18 protein-coding genes are annotated in these 19,171 nt (G+C 57.5%); 12 read left to right on the top strand and 6 right to left on the bottom strand.

Annotated elements, in window-relative coordinates; genetic code table 11:
• The first annotated feature begins 37 nt into the window (after nucleotides 1-37).
• From ACR3EH_RS04550 to ACR3EH_RS04540, 3 genes are all read left to right on the top strand, one after another.
• Nucleotides 38-853, top strand: coding sequence for a TIGR00282 family metallophosphoesterase (locus ACR3EH_RS04550; protein WP_171092487.1), 816 nt, complete (start codon nucleotides 38-40; stop codon nucleotides 851-853).
• A gap of 87 nt (nucleotides 854-940) precedes the next feature.
• On the top strand, nucleotides 941-2,719 hold the full coding sequence (locus tag ACR3EH_RS04545; RefSeq protein ID WP_171092485.1) for an SLC13 family permease: 1,779 nt from the start codon (nucleotides 941-943) through the stop codon (nucleotides 2,717-2,719).
• A 95-nt stretch (nucleotides 2,720-2,814) separates the two neighbouring features.
• Nucleotides 2,815-3,552 carry a YbaY family lipoprotein gene (locus ACR3EH_RS04540; RefSeq protein WP_171185102.1) on the top strand — a complete coding sequence of 246 codons (738 nt, stop codon included), beginning with the start codon at nucleotides 2,815-2,817 and terminating at the stop codon, nucleotides 3,550-3,552.
• Between the two features lie 13 nt (nucleotides 3,553-3,565).
• On the opposite strand, the gene ACR3EH_RS04535 is transcribed toward ACR3EH_RS04540, so the two are convergent.
• The 4 genes from ACR3EH_RS04535 to ACR3EH_RS04520 form a co-directional block, all read right to left on the bottom strand.
• Nucleotides 3,566-5,227, bottom strand: coding sequence for an FAD-binding dehydrogenase (locus tag ACR3EH_RS04535; protein WP_171185100.1), 1,662 nt, complete (start codon nucleotides 5,225-5,227; stop codon nucleotides 3,566-3,568).
• A gap of 11 nt (nucleotides 5,228-5,238) precedes the next feature.
• Complete coding sequence (locus ACR3EH_RS04530; RefSeq protein WP_171185098.1) at nucleotides 5,239-6,096, bottom strand: bile acid:sodium symporter family protein; 858 nt, start codon at nucleotides 6,094-6,096, stop codon at nucleotides 5,239-5,241.
• A 73-nt stretch (nucleotides 6,097-6,169) separates the two neighbouring features.
• Nucleotides 6,170-6,904, bottom strand: coding sequence for a glutamine amidotransferase (locus ACR3EH_RS04525; protein WP_171185096.1), 735 nt, complete (start codon nucleotides 6,902-6,904; stop codon nucleotides 6,170-6,172).
• Nucleotides 6,905-6,920: 16 nt separating this feature from the next.
• Nucleotides 6,921-8,693, bottom strand: a complete 1,773-nt coding sequence (locus ACR3EH_RS04520; RefSeq protein ID WP_171185094.1) for an SLC13 family permease — start codon at nucleotides 8,691-8,693, stop codon at nucleotides 6,921-6,923.
• A gap of 110 nt (nucleotides 8,694-8,803) precedes the next feature.
• Here ACR3EH_RS04520 and ACR3EH_RS04515 point away from each other — a divergent pair, with 110 nt between their 5' ends.
• Together ACR3EH_RS04515 and ACR3EH_RS04510 are read left to right on the top strand one after the other, a co-directional pair.
• Nucleotides 8,804-9,544, top strand: a complete 741-nt coding sequence (locus tag ACR3EH_RS04515; RefSeq protein WP_170352472.1) for a YebC/PmpR family DNA-binding transcriptional regulator — start codon at nucleotides 8,804-8,806, stop codon at nucleotides 9,542-9,544.
• A gap of 146 nt (nucleotides 9,545-9,690) precedes the next feature.
• Nucleotides 9,691-10,971 carry a permease gene (locus ACR3EH_RS04510; protein WP_171675407.1) on the top strand — a complete coding sequence of 427 codons (1,281 nt, stop codon included), beginning with the start codon at nucleotides 9,691-9,693 and terminating at the stop codon, nucleotides 10,969-10,971.
• Between the two features lie 11 nt (nucleotides 10,972-10,982).
• Here ACR3EH_RS04510 and ACR3EH_RS04505 read toward each other — a convergent pair whose 3' ends face one another.
• Nucleotides 10,983-11,672, bottom strand: coding sequence for a nitroreductase family protein (locus tag ACR3EH_RS04505; RefSeq protein ID WP_171105729.1), 690 nt, complete (start codon nucleotides 11,670-11,672; stop codon nucleotides 10,983-10,985).
• 27 nt (nucleotides 11,673-11,699) lie between these two features.
• Nucleotides 11,700-12,593: a LysR family transcriptional regulator ArgP gene (locus ACR3EH_RS04500; protein WP_171185087.1), complete on the bottom strand. Its 894-nt coding sequence runs from the start codon at nucleotides 12,591-12,593 to the stop codon at nucleotides 11,700-11,702.
• An 88-nt stretch (nucleotides 12,594-12,681) separates the two neighbouring features.
• On the opposite strand from ACR3EH_RS04500, the gene ACR3EH_RS04495 reads away from it, so the two are divergent.
• The 7 genes from ACR3EH_RS04495 (at nucleotide 12,682) to ACR3EH_RS04465 (ending at nucleotide 19,165) form a co-directional block, all read left to right on the top strand.
• Entirely contained in the window at nucleotides 12,682-13,281 is a 600-nt protein-coding gene (locus tag ACR3EH_RS04495) for a LysE/ArgO family amino acid transporter (protein WP_171185085.1), read from the top strand.
• A gap of 40 nt (nucleotides 13,282-13,321) precedes the next feature.
• A complete protein-coding gene (locus ACR3EH_RS04490) occupies nucleotides 13,322-14,230 on the top strand; it encodes a DMT family transporter (RefSeq protein ID WP_171092466.1) in 909 nt (302 codons plus the stop codon).
• An 86-nt stretch (nucleotides 14,231-14,316) separates the two neighbouring features.
• Nucleotides 14,317-14,889, top strand: a complete 573-nt coding sequence (gene betI / locus ACR3EH_RS04485) for a choline-binding transcriptional repressor BetI (RefSeq protein ID WP_171092463.1) — start codon at nucleotides 14,317-14,319, stop codon at nucleotides 14,887-14,889.
• Nucleotides 14,886-16,394 (top strand): choline-sulfatase, encoded by a 1,509-nt coding sequence (gene betC / locus ACR3EH_RS04480; RefSeq protein WP_171646618.1) that lies wholly within the window; start codon nucleotides 14,886-14,888, stop codon nucleotides 16,392-16,394. The genes betI and betC overlap by 4 nt, the downstream gene beginning before the upstream one ends.
• A 70-nt stretch (nucleotides 16,395-16,464) precedes the next feature.
• Complete coding sequence (gene betA / locus ACR3EH_RS04475; RefSeq protein ID WP_171646620.1) at nucleotides 16,465-18,123, top strand: choline dehydrogenase; 1,659 nt, start codon at nucleotides 16,465-16,467, stop codon at nucleotides 18,121-18,123.
• Nucleotides 18,124-18,177: 54 nt separating this feature from the next.
• Nucleotides 18,178-18,825, top strand: a complete 648-nt coding sequence (locus ACR3EH_RS04470) for a thermonuclease family protein (protein WP_171646622.1) — start codon at nucleotides 18,178-18,180, stop codon at nucleotides 18,823-18,825.
• Between the two features lie 100 nt (nucleotides 18,826-18,925).
• Nucleotides 18,926-19,165 carry an HP1242/YdcH family protein gene (locus tag ACR3EH_RS04465; protein ID WP_171185079.1) on the top strand — a complete coding sequence of 80 codons (240 nt, stop codon included), beginning with the start codon at nucleotides 18,926-18,928 and terminating at the stop codon, nucleotides 19,163-19,165.
• Nucleotides 19,166-19,171: the final 6 nt, after the last annotated feature.

The following is a 19,171-nucleotide window of genomic DNA, read 5'->3' as shown; positions in this document are numbered from 1 at the left end:
CTTGTTATTGCCCTGCACAGCCCCTACGACCCGGATCATGAGGATTTTGTTTCTTGGTGACGTCATGGGGCGCGCGGGTCGCGCCGCCGTTCAGCAGCACTTGCCGCGCCTGCGCGACGAATGGCGGCTGGATTTTGTTGTGGTCAACGGTGAAAACGCGTCGAACGGTATGGGACTCAGCGGCGATCACGCCAAGCTGCTTTTGGATGCGGGTGCGGATTGCCTGACGCTCGGTGATCATGCCTTCGACCAGAAGGACATGTTGCAATATATCGAGAAAGAGCAGCGCATCGTGCGCCCTGTGAACTTTGCCAAAGGCGCGCCGGGGCGGGGTCATCGGCTGTTCAATGCACCGGGTGGGCGCAAGGTTCTGGTCGTGCAGGTGCTTGGGCAGGTTTTCATGAAACGGCCCTTTGACGATCCGTTCTCGGCCATCGAACCGATCCTGAAGTCGCATCCTCGCGGGGGGCAGGCGCAAGCCATTATCGTGGACATGCATTGCGAGGCGACGTCCGAGAAAATGGCGATGGGCCACTACTGCGACAAGCGTGCCAGCCTTGTGGTCGGGACGCATACCCATGTTCCGACCGCGGATTCTCAGATTCTACCGGGCGGTACAGCGTATCTGACAGATGCCGGTATGTGCGGTGACTACGACTCGGTCATCGGGATGGACAAGCAGGAACCGATGCGCCGATTTATCACGGGTATGCCCAAGGCGCGGTTCACCCCTGCAAACGGTGAAGCCACGCTGAGCGGCGTGTTCGTGGAGACCGATGATCGTGACGGTCAGGCCAAATCTGTTCAAATGGTGCGCGTCGGCGGGCGTTTGGAGCAGGCTGGGCCCGAATAATCAACGTCAGGCTTGCTCTGCTGCGCGCAATGCGTGAAACTGCATGTCATCAGGCGCTTGGGCCCGGGTTCGGACAGAATACCACGAATGAATTTCCTTTCACTGACAGACACGGGCAGCGCAGTTCTGGCGCTGCTTATTGTTGCGGGCATGTTCATCATGTTCCTGCGCGAGGTGTATCCGACCGAGGTTGTGGCCATTGGAGGCGTCTCGCTGATGCTTGTGACTGGTATCCTGCCCTATCAAAGCGCATTGGCGGTTTTGTCCAATCCTGCGCCGTGGACCATTGCGGCGATGTTCATCATCATGGGGGCCTTGGTGCGAACGGGGGCGTTGGACTCGTTCACTTCAACCGCGCAGAAGCAGGCGCAGGTGAACCCACGTATCGCGATTGGTTTGCTCATGGGGTTTGTTGTTGTGGCCTCGGCTGTGGTGTCGAACACGCCAGTTGTGGTGGTCATGATTCCGGTTTTTGTGCAAATCGCCCGCACCCTGAATGTGCCCGCGTCCAAACTGCTGATTCCGTTGAGTTATGCCGCCATTCTGGGCGGCACACTGACGCTGATTGGCACATCGACCAACCTGCTGGTCGATGGTGTGGCACGCGCTCAAGGGATGACACCCTTTACAATCTTCGAAGTCACGCCACTGGGGATCGTCCTTGTGATCTATGGGATGTTCTACCTGCGCTTCATTGCGCCCAAGCTTTTGCCCGAGCGCGACAGCATGGCGTCGCTGCTCAGCGACCGGTCGAAGATGAAGTTCTTTACCGAGGCCGTCATTCCGCCAGACAGCAACCTCATTGGGCGCGAGGTGACAGGTGTTCAATTGTTCAAGCGGCCGGGTGTACGCTTGATCGATGTTCTCCGAGGGGATGAATCTCTTCGGCGTAACCTGAAAGGCGTCGAACTGCGGGTCGGCGACCGTGTCGTGTTGCGGACCGAGATGACCGAGTTGTTGAGCTTGCAAAGCAACAAGGAACTCAAGCGCGTGGACCAGGTGTCTGCCGTTGAAACCAAGACGGTTGAGGTGCTGATCACGCCCGGCTGCCGTATGGTAGGGCGGGCTTTGGGCATGCTGCGACTGCGCCGGCGCTATGGCGTTTATGTCTTGGCCGTTCATCGCCGCAATCAAAACATCGGTCGTCAGTTGGACGAACTGGTAGTTCGCGTCGGTGACACCCTGCTGCTGGAAGGTGCACCCTCAGACATCCAGCGCCTTGCAGCGGAAATGGACATGGTCGATGTCACACAACCGTCCGCGCGGGCATTTCGCCGTCGTCACGCACCCATTGCAATTGGTGCGCTTGTCGGGATTGTCGCCCTGGCCGCGCTGGGCATCGCGCCGATCCTCCTGTTGTCGATTGTAGCAGTCGCTGTGGTCTTGATGACCCGCTGCATTGACGCGGACGAAGCGTTTTCCTTTGTGGAGGGTCGATTGTTGGCATTGATTTTTGCCATGCTCGCCATCGGTGCGGCACTGGACAACTCTGGCGCGGTGTCGCTGATCGTCGAGGCCGTTGCGCCCGGGCTAGGTGCCTTGCCGCCGTTCCTGATCATATGGGCGGTTTATCTGTTGACGTCGGTCCTGACCGAGCTGGTCTCAAACAATGCCGTGGCCGTCGTTGTTACACCGATTGCAATCGGGCTGGCTCAGGCTGTTGGGATGGACCCGCGCCCCCTTGTCGTCGCTGTCATGGTTGCGGCCTCGGCATCATTTGCAACGCCGATCGGCTATCAGACGAATATGATGGTATACGGTCCCGGCGGCTATCGGTTTACCGATTTCTTGAAGGTGGGCGTCCCGTTGAACCTGACGGTCGGATTGCTGGCATCCCTGCTTATCCCGTTGATCTGGCCTATCTAATGTCGGCGCGAAATCGCCACTCGTAAACTGCTAGACTTGTAAATCCCGGGTGACACACAATCTTTTGTGAATGTGATTTGCAAAGAGGATTTGCCATGCTGACAACAGCCCAAGCCACATTGGCAGGCGCAGCAATTGCAACCATGATCAGTGGTGCCGCAATGGCCGGTACGGTTGAGGGAACTGCAACCTACCGCGAGCGTCTTGCGCTTCCACCTGACGCAACCCTGTTTGTCGAGCTTCAGGATATTTCGCTGGCCGATGCACCAGCCGTAACACTCTCGGCGCAAAGATACGCTTTGACAGGTGTGCCCGCGCAGTTTGAATTGACCTATGACGACGCGTTGATCAAGGAAGGGCACAGCTATGCGGTGCGCGCGACGGTCACGCAGGGGCAAAAGCTGTTGTTCACTACAGACACGGTTTATCCGGTCCTGACAAACGAAGCGGGGAACTCGGCTGACCTGTTGCTGGTCCAGATTCAAAGCCAAAAAAGCGCAACACTTGAGAACACCGAATGGGTCGCGGCAACACTAAACGGCGCACCGCTGCAGGCTGAAAGACGCCCCGAACTGAGCTTTGGGCAAGGCGGGGCCTTTGGGGGCAGTGGCGGCTGCAACCGTTTCAGTGGTCAGGCAGAGGTTTCGGGCAACCGGATCAGCTTTCCCGACAACATGGCCGCTACCCTCATGGCTTGCCCGCCCGAGTTGGATGAGGTTGAGCGCGCGTTTCTGAAGTCGATGCAGGCCATCACATCCTTTGCGATGGAGGGGGACGCGCTGGCTCTTCTTGATGCTGAGGGAGAGCCAGTGATCAAGCTGGTCCGTAAATAGAGCTGCAAGGCCGTCAGGCGACGGCCCTAGACCGCCCTGCGTTGCGCCCCGAAAAGATGCATCCGCCCAGGAAGGTTCCTTCCAACGCGTTGTACCCATGATAGCCGCCTCCGCCAAAACCGGCGACTTCGCCTGCGGCGAACAGGCCGGGCACCAAGTTGCCATCTTCCCCGATCATCTGGCTGTCAAGGTTGGTTTGTAGCCCGCCTAGGGTTTTGCGGGTCAGGACGTGCAGCTTAACCGCAATAAGCGGGCCGTTGGACGGGTCGAGGAACTTGTGCGGTTTGGCAGTGCGGATCAACTTGTCTCCGCGATAGTTTCTGGCGGCCAGAATCGCCATCATCTGGGCGTCCTTGGAGAAAGGATTGTCGACCTGCGAGTCGCGCGCTTCGATCTGCCCGCGCAGGTGCGCTTCCTCGATTAGTCCACCGCCCAGATGGTTCATCCCGTTGACCAATTCAGTCAACGTGTTGGCGACGACGAAATCCTCGCCATGTTCTTTGAACGCCTCGACCGGGGCGGTTGCCTTGGACCCGGACAGGATGCGCTGACGGATGACTTCTTTCCAACTGCCCGAGGTAAAGTCCGGGTTCTGTTCAGACCCGGACAGGGCGAATTCTTTCTTGATCACTTTCTGCGTCAGAACAAACCAGCTGTACTCGTACCCTGTTTTCAGGATTTCCTTCAACGTCCCCAACGTATCGAATCCAGGCAGGCAGGGCGGTTCCAGACGGTTTCCTTTGGCGTCGAACCACATAGAGCTGGGGCCGGGTAAAATACGAATGCCATGGGCAGGCCAGATCGGATCCCAGTTGCGGACGCCTTCGGTGTAATGCCACATGCGGTCGCCATTGATGACGTGTCCGCCCGCTTTTTCGCTGATCCCGATCATGCGGCCGTCGACATGAAAGGGCACACCAGCCACCATGTCCTTTGGCGGTTCACCAAGACGATCTTTGGGCCAGTTCTGCCGAACCATTTCAAAGTTACCGCCAATACCGCCCGAGGTAACGATGACCGAAGGTGCATAAACCTCGAACTCACCCACTTCGTCACGGTTGGTCTTGCCGCCGCGTTGGGCGGTGTCGTCAGCTAAAACCTCGCCAGATACGCCTTTGGCAGTGCCGTTCTGCATAATGATGTGGCTGACCTGATGGCGGAACTTCAATTGGATCAGACCGGCGCTGACATGCTCTTTCACACGTCGGATGAAATGCTCCAGAACGCCGGGACCAGTGCCCCAAGTGATGTGAAAACGCGGGACAGAGTTGCCATGCCCGTTCGCAAAAGAGCCACCGCGTTCTGCCCAACCTACGACCGGAAACCAGCGCAAACCCATCTCGTGCAACCACGGGCGCATTTCACCAGCCGCAAACTCGACATAACTCTCGGCCCATTTGCGGGGCCAGGCGTCTTCCGTGCGGTCGAACTGTGCGCTGCCCATCCAGTCACGAAGGGCAAGCTCTTGGCTGTCGTGTATGCCCATCCGCCGTTGTTCAGGAGTGTCGACCATGAACAAACCACCGAGGCTCCAGAACGCCTGACCACCCAGAAAGCTCTCGGGCTCCTGATCGACAATGATCACCTTCTTGCCTCGGTCGCCCAGTTCAGCCGCTGCTGACAATCCAGCCAGGCCCGCGCCGACGACAATCGCATCTGCTGTGTTCTTGGTCATAAACTGTCCTTTCAGCGTCGGCGAAACCAAACGAGGAACGGCAGCACGACGGCATACATCGTGATCCCGTAGACTGCGGACGGCAGGGCCAGAGGGCTAAATCCGCTCTCTGTGCCTGTGATAAGGGCCGCCAGTGTAATGCCCAGTGTCGAGTTCTGGATGCCAGTGTCAATTGATATGCTTTTACACTCGGCCCATGACAGATTTGCAGCCCGTGCGATCCCCAACCCGATGAGTAAAAGTGCAACGTTGAGCGAGATCAGACCGGTGCCCATGATGCCCAGGTTATCAATAAAAATCTGCCAGTTCCCGGCCAGGGCGGCCACAACGATCAAAACGAACAAAGCGGTTGCGAGCGTTGAAAGCCCATTCTCGATGCGGTTTGCAAACCCGGTTGCAAACCTGCGAACTATGACCCCGATGGCGACGGGAAGGGTGGTGATCAGAAACATGGCAATGGCCAGACCGCTGATCGACACATCAGGTGCGTTTTCCCCCATGAAATAGGTGATGGACCACGCGGCCAGAAAGGGCACTGTCAGGATTGATAAGATGCTGATCACCGCAGTCAGGCTGACGGAAAGCGCCACGTCGCCCTTTGCCAATTTGGTCAGAATATTGCTCGTAACACCACCGGGGCAAAAGCTGAGCAGCATGAAGCCAACTGCGATTTCAGGGGGCAGGCCAAACAGAGTGACGGTGAGGAACGCAGCGATGGGCAAAAGCACCACCTGACAGACCGCACCGATTGCAAACGGGTATTTTCGGCTCAGTACGCGCCGGAAATCTGCGGTCTCGAGTCCAATGCCAAGTGACAGCATGATAATGGCCAGCGAGATCGGCAGGCCAACATTGATGAGCAAGTCCAAGAACAACTCCTCCCAAAGTCGTTTCGGATCAGCCTATGCGAGCATGAAAGGCGCAGGCAACCGCGCCGTTGGGTCACTTGTAGCGTTCGACAAAGCGGCGCAGGATTTCGCCGGGTTGGGTGACGTCTGCGGCGTTGCAGATGTCGATCAGGCGCTGGGCGTCTTCGGGCGGGAAATAGCCGTGATGCTTGTAGATGTTGATGCGCTGTTCGAAGTCTTTTGCATCCGCTTCGGGGTGAAACTGCGTGGCATAGACGTTCTGACCAAAGCGGATCATCTGAAACGGGCAGGGGTCTGAGGCGACAAGATGCACGCAGCCTTCAGGCAGTGCCTGAACAGCTTCTTTGTGACCAACGAAGGCGTCGAATTCCGGGATCAGCCCGGCTGTCAGCGGATCCGAGGAACCATCTTCTGTAAGGTGGCAAGCTGAGGGTCCGACTGGTTCGCTGTACTGGTCTTTGCTCACGTCACCGCCCAGATGCGCGGCCAGAACGCCCAAACCATAGCAGCAGCCCATGAAGGGGTGATCCTGCGCCGTGATCTGCGGCATCAGGCCCATAACCGCGCCTTCGATCTTTGCGTCCAGTTCAGATTTCGTTGCTGGATCGTCGCTGACACAGCCGGGACCTCCGCCCACGATGACGCCTGCATAGTCCGTGACATCCAGATCGTCAGGCAGGTTCTCACAATCCAGCCGGATGCGATGGGTCAGCTCGGGCGTCAAACCGGTCTTGTCCAGAATCGAAGCATATTCGGCGTCGGATGCATCCGTTTCCGGTCGCAGTTGCAGGATTAAAAAGCGTTTCATGTGCTGCCTTTACCCGTCAAAGCGGCCAGAAGACAAGGATGGCAGGGATCGAAACCGCGATGATCAGCACCTCAAGCGGCAGACCCATGCGCCAGTAATCGCCGAACCGATAGCCTCCGGGACCCAGAACCAGCGTATTGTTCTTGTGTCCAATTGGCGTGAGGAACGCGGCCGAGGCCGCAACGGCAACCGTCATCAGGAATGGGTCGGGCGAAACCTCGAGCGTGCGGGCCATTTGTATTCCGACCGGCGCGGCGACAATGGCGGTGGCGGTGTTGTTCAGTACATCCGACAAAGTCATGGTTACGACCATCAGCACAGTCAGGATCGCCCAGGCGGGCAGGCCATCGGTCAGCTGGATCAGCGCATTTGCGATCAATTCAGTCCCGCCAGAAGTCTCCAAAGCACTGCCGAGTGGGATCATCGAACCCAGGAGGACAACCACCGGCCATTCAATGTGATTGTAGATATCCGCAATCGGCATGATCTTGGTCAGCACATAGGCAATGACCACCAGTCCAAGGGCAATGGGTAGATATATCAATCCAATACTTGCGGCCAACACAGCGGAAGCAAAAAGGCCAATGGCCATCCACGCCTTATCGTTTGCTGTGACGTTCAGACCGCGTCCGGCAAGGGGCAGGCAACCCAACCATTCCGTGACATCCGCCGCCCGGTCACGCGGGCAGAGCAGCAGCAGAATGTCGCCGGGTTCAACATCGGTTTTACGAACCTGTTGGGTGATTTGTCGCCCCTGACGTGAGATGCCCATCAGCACTGTACTCTGCCGCCAGGCCAGTCCAAGACCCTGTGCGGTGCGCCCGGTGATGCGGGCGCTTTCTGGCACGACCACTTCGATGACGTCCAATCCGTCACCTTCTGCCGTCAACACTTCTTGCCGTCGCGTGTCAGAAAAGTCGAGATTCAGCGCGGCGCGAAATTCGTCCAACGCCTCGGGCCGGGCTTCCAGAACCAGTGCGTCGCCTTCTTTCAACGTGGCATGGGCGGATCGGCCATAACGCCGCTTGCCATCGCGGATCAGGCCGATGATGGCGACATCGGATTTTTCAGCGGCCTCATAAAGCTCGCTGACGCGTTTGCCGATATGCGCGGATTCAGGGGGGACAGTTAGCTCGGCTATATACTCCGCCAATGCTTCCGATGTTTCAGTTTGCGGCCCGCGGTTAGGGATCAGACGCCAGCCGACCAGAGCGACAAAGGCAAGACCAGCAATTGCGGCTATCCCGCCCACGGGCGCAAAATCGAACATGTGAAACGGCTCGCCCAGTGTTTCCTGTCGGATCGATGCGATGATGATGTTCGGAGGGGTGCCGATCAGTGTTGCCATCCCCCCAAGAATGGTGGCAAAGCTCAGCGGCATCAGCGACAGACCCACAGACCGCCCCGCCTTGCGCGCGGTTTGGATGTCCACCGGCATCAGCAAAGCCAGCGCAGCCACGTTGTTCATGAAGGCTGACAGGACCGCACCGATCCCGCCCATCAGCGCAATATGCGCGCCCAGCCCACGTGAGGCATCGACCAATGTGCGGGTGATCATGAACACCGCCCCTGACCGGACCAAACCGGCAGAGACGACCAGAACCAGCGCCACGATGATGGTGGCCGGGTGGCCGAACCCTGCAAAAGCGTCATCCACTGGCACAACACCCAGCACGACACCGATCATCAGTGCGGCAAAAGCCACAAGGTCGTAACGAAACCGACCCCAAAGCAGCATTCCAAAAACCGTAATGAATAGCGCAAAAAGAATAATCTGATCCGTCGTCATACAGTCACCATAGTCCCAGCCTCGCAAGGAGCAAGTCGCTCTCTTGATCCCGCCCCCTGCAAACGTCTATATGAGCGCCGAACACGTAATCACGATGACGAGGACGCACTATGGCAGGCCACTCCAAATGGGCCAACATCCAGCACCGCAAGGGACGTCAGGACGCCGCGCGGTCCAAACTGTTTTCCAAACTATCGAAAGAAATCACAGTGGCCGCCAAAATGGGCGACCCCGACCCCGACAAGAACCCGCGCCTGCGTCTGGCGGTGAAAGAGGCAAAGTCGAACTCGGTCCCCAAGGACGTGATCGACCGCGCAATCAAGAAATCGGTTGCAGGTGAAGGCGACGAATACGAAGAAATCCGCTACGAGGGTTACGGCCCGAACGGTGTCGCGGTGATCGTCGAGACCATGACAGACAACCGCAACCGCACCGCTTCGACCGTGCGCTCGACCTTTTCCAAGAACGGTGGAAATCTGGGCGAGACGGGCTCGGTCGGGTTTATGTTCGACCGTAAGGGCGAAGTTGTCTATCAGGCGGATGCTGGCGATGCAGACACAATTTTCGAAGCCGCGATCGAAGCCGGTGCCGAAGATGTCGAAAGCTCGGAAGATGGCCATATCATCTGGTGTGCGGACACGGACCTGAACGATGTGTCAAACGCATTGGAAGAAGCACTGGGTGAATCGGAATCCACCAAGCTGGTTTGGAAACCGACTACGACGACCGAGCTGGGTCTGGAAGACATGCAAAAGCTGATGAAGCTGGTCGATGCGCTGGAAGACGATGACGACGTGCAGCGCGTCACAACCAACTTCGAAGCCACTGACGAAGTGATGGCTCAGCTCTGAGCTGCTGCAAATCGCCAATACGAAGCCCGGCCAATCTGGTCGGGTTTTTCGTTTTGGTACAAATTCTGAGGGTTATTGGCTGAATCCCCGTAAACGCATAGGCTGGGCGGGTGTTGATCCGCAGGGAAGGCGCAACCGAAAGGCCAATGACATCCGAAACACCTGATACCGCCAAGCGCAATGTACCGGTTCTGACCGGCCAGAGTATTGTGTCACAGGTTGCGTGGACGCTGGGCAGCCCATCGGTGGTATTGCCGTTTCTGGCGGTGTCTTTCGAACTGCCCATGTTTGTGGCAGGCGCGCTGGTTTCGGTGCGGATGGTTGGAAGCATGATTTCCGATTTCTTTCTGGCGCAGTCCATTGCAGCAAAACCGCAAAAGAAGCGCGCAATTGCCATAACCGAGGCCGTTATCGGTGCCTGTCTTGTCCTTGCAATGGCCGCAGCCGCGACCGGCGTCGTCCCTTTGATCGCCGTAGTTTTCGTTTCAGTCTTTTTTGTGATCGGTCTGGTGGACGAGGTTCAGAACCTGATGTTCACCGATCTGCTGGGCGATCATGTCCATTCCCGATCTCGCATGGTGATGCACTATCTGCAGCTTGGCGGAGGTGGATTATGTGCCATTGGCCTTGCATTGCTGGTGCATCAGATCACCAAGGAAAACCCACCCTTTTCCCGCCATTCCACAATGATCGGCGTGTCTGTCGCGTTCTTTCTGCTATCGGGTCTGTTGATGTTGGCGATGACAGAGAATGCACGCTCTGCCGCACCGGCAAAACCGACTGAAACCAAAACAAGGTTGTCGCTCAGGTCCAATGTTCAAGGTATTCTGGGTATGTTCGAGCAGGCCTGGTTTCGGCGTTACATGGCCATGCGTATGCCTTTGGTGGCAGTCTCGTTATCTGTCCCGTTTTTTGCGCTCATCGCGGCCGAGGCGCATCACAGTTCGGCGAAAGGTCTGACTGCGATGATCGTGTCTTCCGCCTCGGGGTATCTCGTTTCAGGACCGCTGTGGCAAATCGTGAACATGAAGTCTCATCGCGCCGTCATGGTGGTTGGCACCTTGATGGTGGCGGCAACCGGAGCTGTTCTTTTGGCGTTCCACTACTTGGGCATCGATCACGAGGTTCATCTGCATGCCGTCGCGCTGTTTGTTGTCACGGTCGCGGTGACAGGGATCAGCAGTGCGCGCAAACTATATTTTCTGGATGTCGCGCCCAAGGAACAACGTGTGCAGGGATCAGCCGCAATCAAGTCGTTCACACGATTGTTCGCGGTTCTGCTTTCGGCGGTCTTGGCCGCTGTCGCGCATATGCACGAGGTCGCCTTGGCGGTCGGCTTCATCGTTGCCGCCAGTCTGGTGGCCTGCGCGACATGCTATCGCATGATGTCACCCGTACAGAAGGACGCGCCCCTTTCGCAGGAATAATCCAGGGGTCTTCAGAAGAACGAAGAAATCTCCTCAAGCGGTTTCTTCAGCTTTGCCACCGCAGGTACCGTTGCGTTTTCCGAAGGGTGACCTACTGCGATGATCATTGTCGGTTTTTCCGATGCAGGGCGGTCCAGTGCATCGTTCAGAAACCGCATCGGATTTGGGGTATGGGTCAAAGTGCTGAGGCCCGCGTGGTGTAGCGCAGCCAGCAGAAACCCGGTGGCAATGTTCACGCTTTCCGGCACGTAGTAGTTCTTGTACCGCGTCCCATCTTCGAAGTGTCCCCAGCGCTGGGCGAACACCACGATCAGCCAGGGTGCAATAGTCAGATGTTCTTTGACAGCGTTGGTGCCGATGGGCTCCAACGCTTTTATCCATTCGTCACCTGCGCCGCCTGCGTAGAACCGGCGCTCCTCTTCTTCAGCTTCTTCTCGAATGCGCTGCTTTAGGTCAGGGGCCGAGATCGCAGCAAAATGCCAGGGTTGATGATTGGCGCCAGACGGCGCGGTGCCTGCCGTACGCAGACACGTTTCGATCACAGAGCGGTCCACGGGGCGGAGGCTGAAATCTCGCACCGTATGGCGCTGGCGCATCTTGTCGTAGAACTCTTGTGCGGCACCTTGCATGTCAGCATCGCTGATCTCGGACCGGTCAGGCAATGGAATGGGATCATAGCTGAGGGCATCGCGTGAAAACATCGGTTCCTCCGAAACTTTGGTGTGCGATCAGTTCGCGCTGGGCGGCAGCAGGACCTGCTTGGCGGCACGTTGAACCGCATGTGTAAGCGGTTTGAGGGCAGGTGCAAGTACGCGACCAACCTGCCAGCTGAGGGCAACATCCAATGGAGCATTGGTCAGGAGTGGCAGCAATCGCCCCTGTTCCAAGGCGTCTTTGGCAAGGACCGCCGGGTTCATACCCCATCCCAGCCCGGCTATCGCGGCATCCACGAAGCCGTTCGAGGATGGCAGGAAATGAAACGGCGGCGACATCTGGCCCGCGATGTATTGCGACAGCCATGCCTTTTGCAAACCATCCTTTTGGTTGAAAACCAGGCAGGGCGCTTTGCTAAGCGTGCCCTCGTTCACACCATCTTTGAACCACGTGTTGATGAAGGAAGGGCTGGCTGTGGGCAGGTATCGCAGCACACCCAGCGCCGTCACGTCACATCCGGTCACGGGACGTCCGCCCACAGTGACGGCTGCGCTGACCTCTCCGCGTTTCAGCCAGTCCGCCGAATGGTCCTGGTCGTCAACGACTAAATCGAACAGCATATCGGGCACTTGCGCCATTGCATCGATAAACCATGTGGCCAGAACATCGGCGGGTACCGCGATGCGCACCCGCGCGGATCGCGGGTTCTGCTCCAACGCCAAATCGCGGGCAAGTTGCGCCTCAAGAAGACCGACATCCTCGGCATAGCGGGCGATGCGCAACCCTGCGGGCGTTCCGGTGCAAGGCGTAACCCGATGGATCAAGGATGCGCCGACCCGATCCTCCAGCGCTTTGATCCGCTGGGAAACTGCAGAAGGCGTGACAGCCAGTTCCGCAGCGGCGGCTTCAAAGCTCCCAAGGCGCAGGATGGCTGACAATGCGGACAGTTGGTTTGGATCCAGCAGCATTAGAGTTTCTTAAGTCAGAGCAGAATCTTTAATTTGATAGGTCAAGCCAAGGGGCTTAGTCAACGCTTGGAAAGGTTCAGGAGGTTCCATGCCAACATCCATGATTGCCGGTTTTGCACTGGGTTTCAGCCTGATCCTTGCGATCGGTGCGCAAAATGCCTTTATCCTGCGGCAGGGACTGCGGCGCGAGCATGTTTTCATTCTGTGCCTGACCTGTGCTGTGTCCGATGCTGTTTTGATCGGCGCGGGAGTGGCCGGTTTTGGCACTCTGGCGCAGGCGGTGCCATGGTTCGAAACCGTGATGCGCTATGGCGGTGCCGCGTTTCTGACCTGGTATGGGCTGCGTAGCCTTGGCTCGGCCTGGCAGGGTGGCGCAGTGATGGAGATCGGCAATGGTCAGCGCACCAGCTTGAAAACTGCGCTTCTCACGGTGCTCGCCTTCACCTGGCTGAACCCGCATGTCTATTTGGACACTGTCGTGCTGATCGGTTCAATCTCGGCGCAGTATGACGACCGTCTGGGGTTTGCACTGGGCGCAATGACGTCCAGCTTTGTTTTCTTCTTCTCGCTAGGGTACGGAGCAGGCGTTCTGTCGCCTGTTTTTACCCGCCCGAGGGCGTGGCAGGTGCTGGATGCCGGGATTGGCGTTGTCATGCTGGGGATCGCACTGAAACTTGTTGTCATGTGAAGGGTTGTTCCTGACCGGGTTTCGGTGTTCAACCTAAGCCATGACTTCACACGCCGTTTCATCCCGCCCCATAGCAGGCATGTTCTGGATGTTTTCCGCCGGGCTGTCTTTTGTTGTGATGACGGCTTTGGTGAAGTCCTTGGGGACGACCATGAACCCGATTCAGGCAGCGTTTCTGCGATACGCTTTGGGGCTGGTTTTCTTGCTTCCGGCTCTGCGGTCGATCATGGCAACACGGCTAACGCCCCGTTTGTTGACTCTGTTCGGCGTGCGGGGTGTGGTTCATGCTGTTGCGGTGATGCTGTGGTTCTTTGCCATGACGCAGATCCCGTTGGCTGAAGTTACGGCTATGAACTACATGACACCCGTCTACGTGACTTTGGGGGCAGCCCTTTTTCTGGGCGAAAAACTGGCCTTTCGGCGGATCGCAGCAATTCTGGTTGCTTTGGTCGGGGTGTTGATCATCCTGCGACCGGGCTTCCGAGAGGTGTCTCCGGGGCATCTGGCGATGCTGGGCACAGCTTTGACGCTGGGCGGTTCGTACCTGCTGGCTAAGCTGTTGGTGCGCGATGTGCCACCTTCGGTTGTTGTTGCGCATCTTTCGATTTGGGTGACATTAGCACTGATCCCCTTTGCTGTGGCGGTCTGGACTCAGCCCAGCCTTCGCGATCTCGGGGTTCTGTTTCTGGTAGCCTGTTTTGCCACTGCCGGGCATTATTTCATGACCTTGGCATTGCAAGCTGCACCAGTGGCCGTCACGCAGCCGATTACTTTTCTTCAGCTAATCTGGGCCACATTGCTGGGCGCTGTTGTATTTCACGAAAGCGTGGATGTTTGGGTCGTTGCCGGTGGAACTTTGATCTTATGCGCTGTCAGCTTCATCTCATGGCGCGAAGCCGTGCTGAATCGCCGAGACTTGACGCCTCCGAGTATTGCGCCGAAGCTATGAGGTAGGTCCTACCGCGCCTTTCATTGATTGACGAGTCAATAAAAAACTCCTAATTTGGGATCATAACGCCTGTTCAGGGGGGAATGATGCCTAAAGTAGGAATGGAGCCGATCCGCCGGGATGCAATTGTCCGTGCCACGATTGCCGAATTGGGCGTGCAGAAATCCCTTGATGTGACAGTCAGCCAGATTGCGAAACGAGCAGGCATGTCCAGTGCACTGGCGCATCACTATTTTGGCGGCAAGGATCAGATATTTTTGGCAGCCATGCGTCAAATCCTGACGGATTTTGGCGAAGAGGCGCGCGCAAAGTTAAAGGCGGCCGCGCCCGAGGAGCGAGCAAAAGCAATCATTCAGGCGTGCTTTGCCCCCTCATGTTTCACACCGGACGTGATTGCCGCGTGGATGACCTTTTATGTTCTGGCGCAAACCAATGATGACGCGCTGCGCCTTTGGCAGGTCTATCAAGCGCGCATCCGTTCGAACCTTATCGATGCGCTTCGCCCCAAGATGAAGGATCCGGTTGAGGCGGCCGAAAACATGATCGCCTTGATTGATGGGCTATACATCCGAGCGGCTCTCAGCGCCCCGGAAGAGCCGCAATTGGCGGTGAACCACGCAATGCGCGTGCTCAACACTCTGCTCGAGGCCGAAAAATGACAAAACCAAACATTCTGATCCTGATGGTGGATCAGCTGAACGGAACCCTCTTTCCCGACGGTCCCGCAGACTGGCTTCATGCCCCGAATCTGAAGAAGCTGGCCGAACGGTCGACCCGGTTTGCCAACGCTTACACGGCCTCGCCGTTATGCGCACCGGGGCGGGCCAGCTTCATGTCCGGCCAACTGCCTTCGCGCACCGGCGTCTATGACAACGCAGCCGAGTTCCGCAGCGACATCCCCACCTATGCACACCACCTGCGCAGGGCGGGATACTATACCTGCCTGTCCGGCAAAATGCATTTCGTCGGCCCCGACCAGATGCACGGGTTCGAGGATCGTCTGACCACCGACATCTACCCGGCCGATTTCGGCTGGACGCCGGATTACCGCAAACCGGGCGAGCGGATCGACTGGTGGTATCACAACATGGGTTCCGTCACCGGCGCGGGTGTTGCCGAAATCTCCAACCAGATGGAGTACGATGACGAGGTTGCCTATAACGCCAAGGCCAAGCTTTATGATCTGGCGCGCGGCAAGGATGAACGTCCATGGTGTGTGACCGTCAGCTTTACGCATCCCCACGACCCATACGTCGCCCGCCGCAAGTATTGGGACTTGTACGAGGATTGTGAGCATCTTCTGCCCGAGGTCGCTGATATCGGCTACGACAATCAGGACCCGCACGCCAAGCGTATCTTCGACGCCAATGATTGGCGCAGTTTTAACATCACCGAAGAAGACATTTGCAAATCCCGCCGCGCCTATTTCGCCAATATCTCCTATCTGGACGACAAGATCGGCGAGATCATCGAAGTATTGGAAACAACCCGTCAAGAGGCGATCATCCTGTTTGTCTCGGATCACGGTGACATGCTGGGCGAACGTGGCTTGTGGTTCAAAATGAACTTCTACGAAGGTTCCGCGCGTGTGCCGCTGATGATTTCATCCCCTGATCTGCCTGCCGGGCGGATCGACACGCCGGTTTCCACAATCGATGTAACGCCAACCCTTGGGGCATTGGCAGGTGTCGACATGGATGAAATCGCGCCATGGACGGATGGCGAAAACCTCGTTCCGCTGGCGAAAGGTGTCGAACGCACCGCGCCGGTGGCCATGGAATACGCTGCCGAGGCATCCTACGCGCCGCTGGTATCGCTGCGCTATGGCAAGTGGAAATACAACCGCTGCGCGTTGGACCCGGACCAGCTTTTTGATCTCGAGGCCGACCCGCACGAGATGACTAATCTGGCAGACAGCCCCGAACATGCGGGTACGCTGCAAACCTTGCGTGCTAAATCCGAAGCCCGTTGGGATCTGGCCCGCTTCGACGCCGACGTCCGCGCCAGCCAGGCGCGGCGCTGGGTCGTGTACGAAGCGCTGCGGCAAGGGGGATATTACCCATGGGATTACCAGCCGCTGCAAAAAGCATCGGAACGCTACATGCGCAATCACATGGATCTGAACATCGTCGAGGAAAACGCCCGGTTCCCACGCGGCGAATAACCTCTTCATCTTTTCGAAAATACTCCCGGCGGAGGCATCCAACCTTCTCGGCGGGACAGGAGTTGTGGAAATGGAAGCAGATTTTGTCATCGTAGGCGCAGGGTCCGCAGGCTGCGCAATGGCATATCGCCTTAGCGAAGCCGGGGCCTCGGTCCTGGTGATTGAACACGGCGGGACAGACGCGGGACCGTTTATTCAGATGCCAGCCGCGTTGAGCTATCCGATGAACATGTCGCGTTACGACTGGGGCTATCAGTCCGAGCCCGAGCCGCATCTGAACAACCGTCGTCTGGCTTGTCCGCGTGGTAAGGTGATCGGCGGCTCGTCTTCGATCAATGGCATGGTCTACGTTCGTGGCCATGCACGTGATTTCGATACGTGGGCCGAGATGGGCGCAGATGGTTGGTCCTATGCTGATGTCCTGCCATACTATAAACGCATGGAAAGCTGGCACGACGGGGGGCACGGTGGTGATCCGGCATGGCGTGGCACGAACGGTCCGCTGCATGTCTCGCGCGGTCCACGCGAAAATCCCTTGTTCAAAGCGTTTGTCGACGCGGGCCAGCAGGCCGGATACGAGGTCACGGGCGACTATAACGGCGAAAAGCAGGAAGGCTTTGGCCCGATGGAACAGACCGTCTGGAAAGGGCGGCGTTGGTCGGCGGCAAATGCCTATCTGAAGCCGGCGCTCAAGCGCGACAATTGCGATATCGTACGGGGCCTGGCGTCTCGGGTTGTGATGGAAAACGGGCGCGCCACCGGGGTGGAACTGATCCGCGGTGGCAAGACTGAGGTCATCAAAGCCCGGCGTGAGGTTGTTCTGGCAGCGTCCTCGATTAACTCGCCCAAGCTGTTGATGTTGTCCGGCATCGGCCCGGCCGCGCATCTGGCCGAGCACGGGATTGACGTTGTTGCGGATCGACCGGGCGTTGGTGCCAACCTGCAGGATCATCTGGAGCTTTACATCCAGCAAGCCTCGCTGCAGCCAATCACGCTGTACAAGCATTGGAACCTGTTCAGCAAAGGTCTGATCGGGGCACAATGGCTGTTCACAAAAACCGGTCTGGGCGCGTCGAACCAATTTGAAAGCGCGGCCTTCATCCGGTCGAAACCGGGCGTAGAATACCCTGACATTCAGTACCATTTCTTGCCCATCGCGGTTCGTTATGACGGGCAGGCGGCAGCGGAAGGCCACGGGTTCCAGGCGCATGTCGGTCCGATGCGGTCTCCGTCGCGTGGGGCTGTGACACTGCGGTCCGCACAAGCTGCGGACGCGCCAGTGATCAAGTTCAACTACATGAGCCATGAACAGGATTGGGAAGATTTCCGCACCTGTATCCGTCTGACTCGCGAAATCTTTGGTCAGAATGCATTCAAGCCCTACGCCGGCAAGGAAATTCAACCGGGTGCCGCCGTGCAATCAGATGAAGAGCTGAACGGCTTTATCGCGGAACATGCCGAAAGCGCTTATCACCCCTGTGGCACCTGTCGGATGGGGCGCGCGGATGACAAAAACGCCGTGGTTGATCCCGAAGGCCGTGTGATCGGTGTGGATGGGCTGCGCGTTGCTGACAGCTCGATCTTTCCTCAGATCACCAACGGTAACCTCAACGCGCCGTCGATCATGGTGGGTGAGAAAGTATCGGATTCCCTGCTGGGCAAAGACCCGTTGCCCAAGGCCAATGACCGGCCTTGGATCCACCCGAACTGGGCGACGGCACAGCGTTAACCCTTTGACATGCCCCCGGTTGAATATGCGTGATTTCAGGCGCATATCGGGGGCATGTTAAGGATTTGTTTAGTTTTTGTTCTTCTCCTGCCATCTGTGACACTGGCCGCTGAACGTCTTTCAGGCCAGGTTAATGTAATAGATGCAGATACTTGGGACGTCGGCGGCATCCGAGTTCGCTTGCATGGAATCGATGCGCCCGAGCTGGATCAAGCCTGTCAGGACGACGAAGGATCAACTTGGCCATGCGGTGCTTGGGTGACGCAGGAGGTTCGCCAGTTATTCCAGGGAAAAACAGCATCTTGCATGCCGGTGGACCGGGATCGATATGGCCGCGTTGTCGCAAGATGCATGTACGGTGTACAAGATGCAGCCGATCAATTGGTGCGGCTGGGTTTGGCCTTTGCCTATCGCAAGTATTCACATGCCTATGAAAGCGCTGAGAAAGAGGCAAAGGCACGGCATGTCGGGCTGCATCGGCAGCAGGTTCAAGTGCCTTGGGTGCATCGCGCCGCCAGGAAGTCCGCGTCATCAAACGGGTGCCGGATCAAAGGAAACATCTCGGCCAAGGGCGAAAAGATATACCACATCCCTGGCCAGACCTTCTATGCCAATACCCGCATCAATACATCAAGCGGCGAGCGTTGGTTCTATTCTGTCGCTGCCGCCCGCGCCGCAGGATGGCGCGCGTCACGGCGTTGAAATTTGTATGAATCATGTATGAAATTGATCCGGGTCAAAGCGGGTTCGTCTGAGCGCGTGTACGCCTGATTTGCAACGACTTATTATGGAGCGAACGGATATGTCCCACACCCCGCATGAACTGGCTGAAGAATTTCCGGACAAAGTTGAATTGATGAGCCAGCTCAAGCAATCGGACGCGCATTTTGCCCGGCTGGCCGACGAGTACCATGAAATCAACCGCGTGGTTCATCGGGCAGAAACGAACGTCGAACCAATGGAAGATCTGGCTGAGGTTGAGCTGCGCAAAAAACGCGCGGCCTTGAAGGATGAGATCTGGGCGATCCTGTCCAAAGCCTAAGCAAAA

The sequence above is a fragment of the Ruegeria sp. BG7 genome, assembly GCF_056535685.1.
This window is presented reverse-complemented; position numbering and strand designations above follow the sequence as displayed.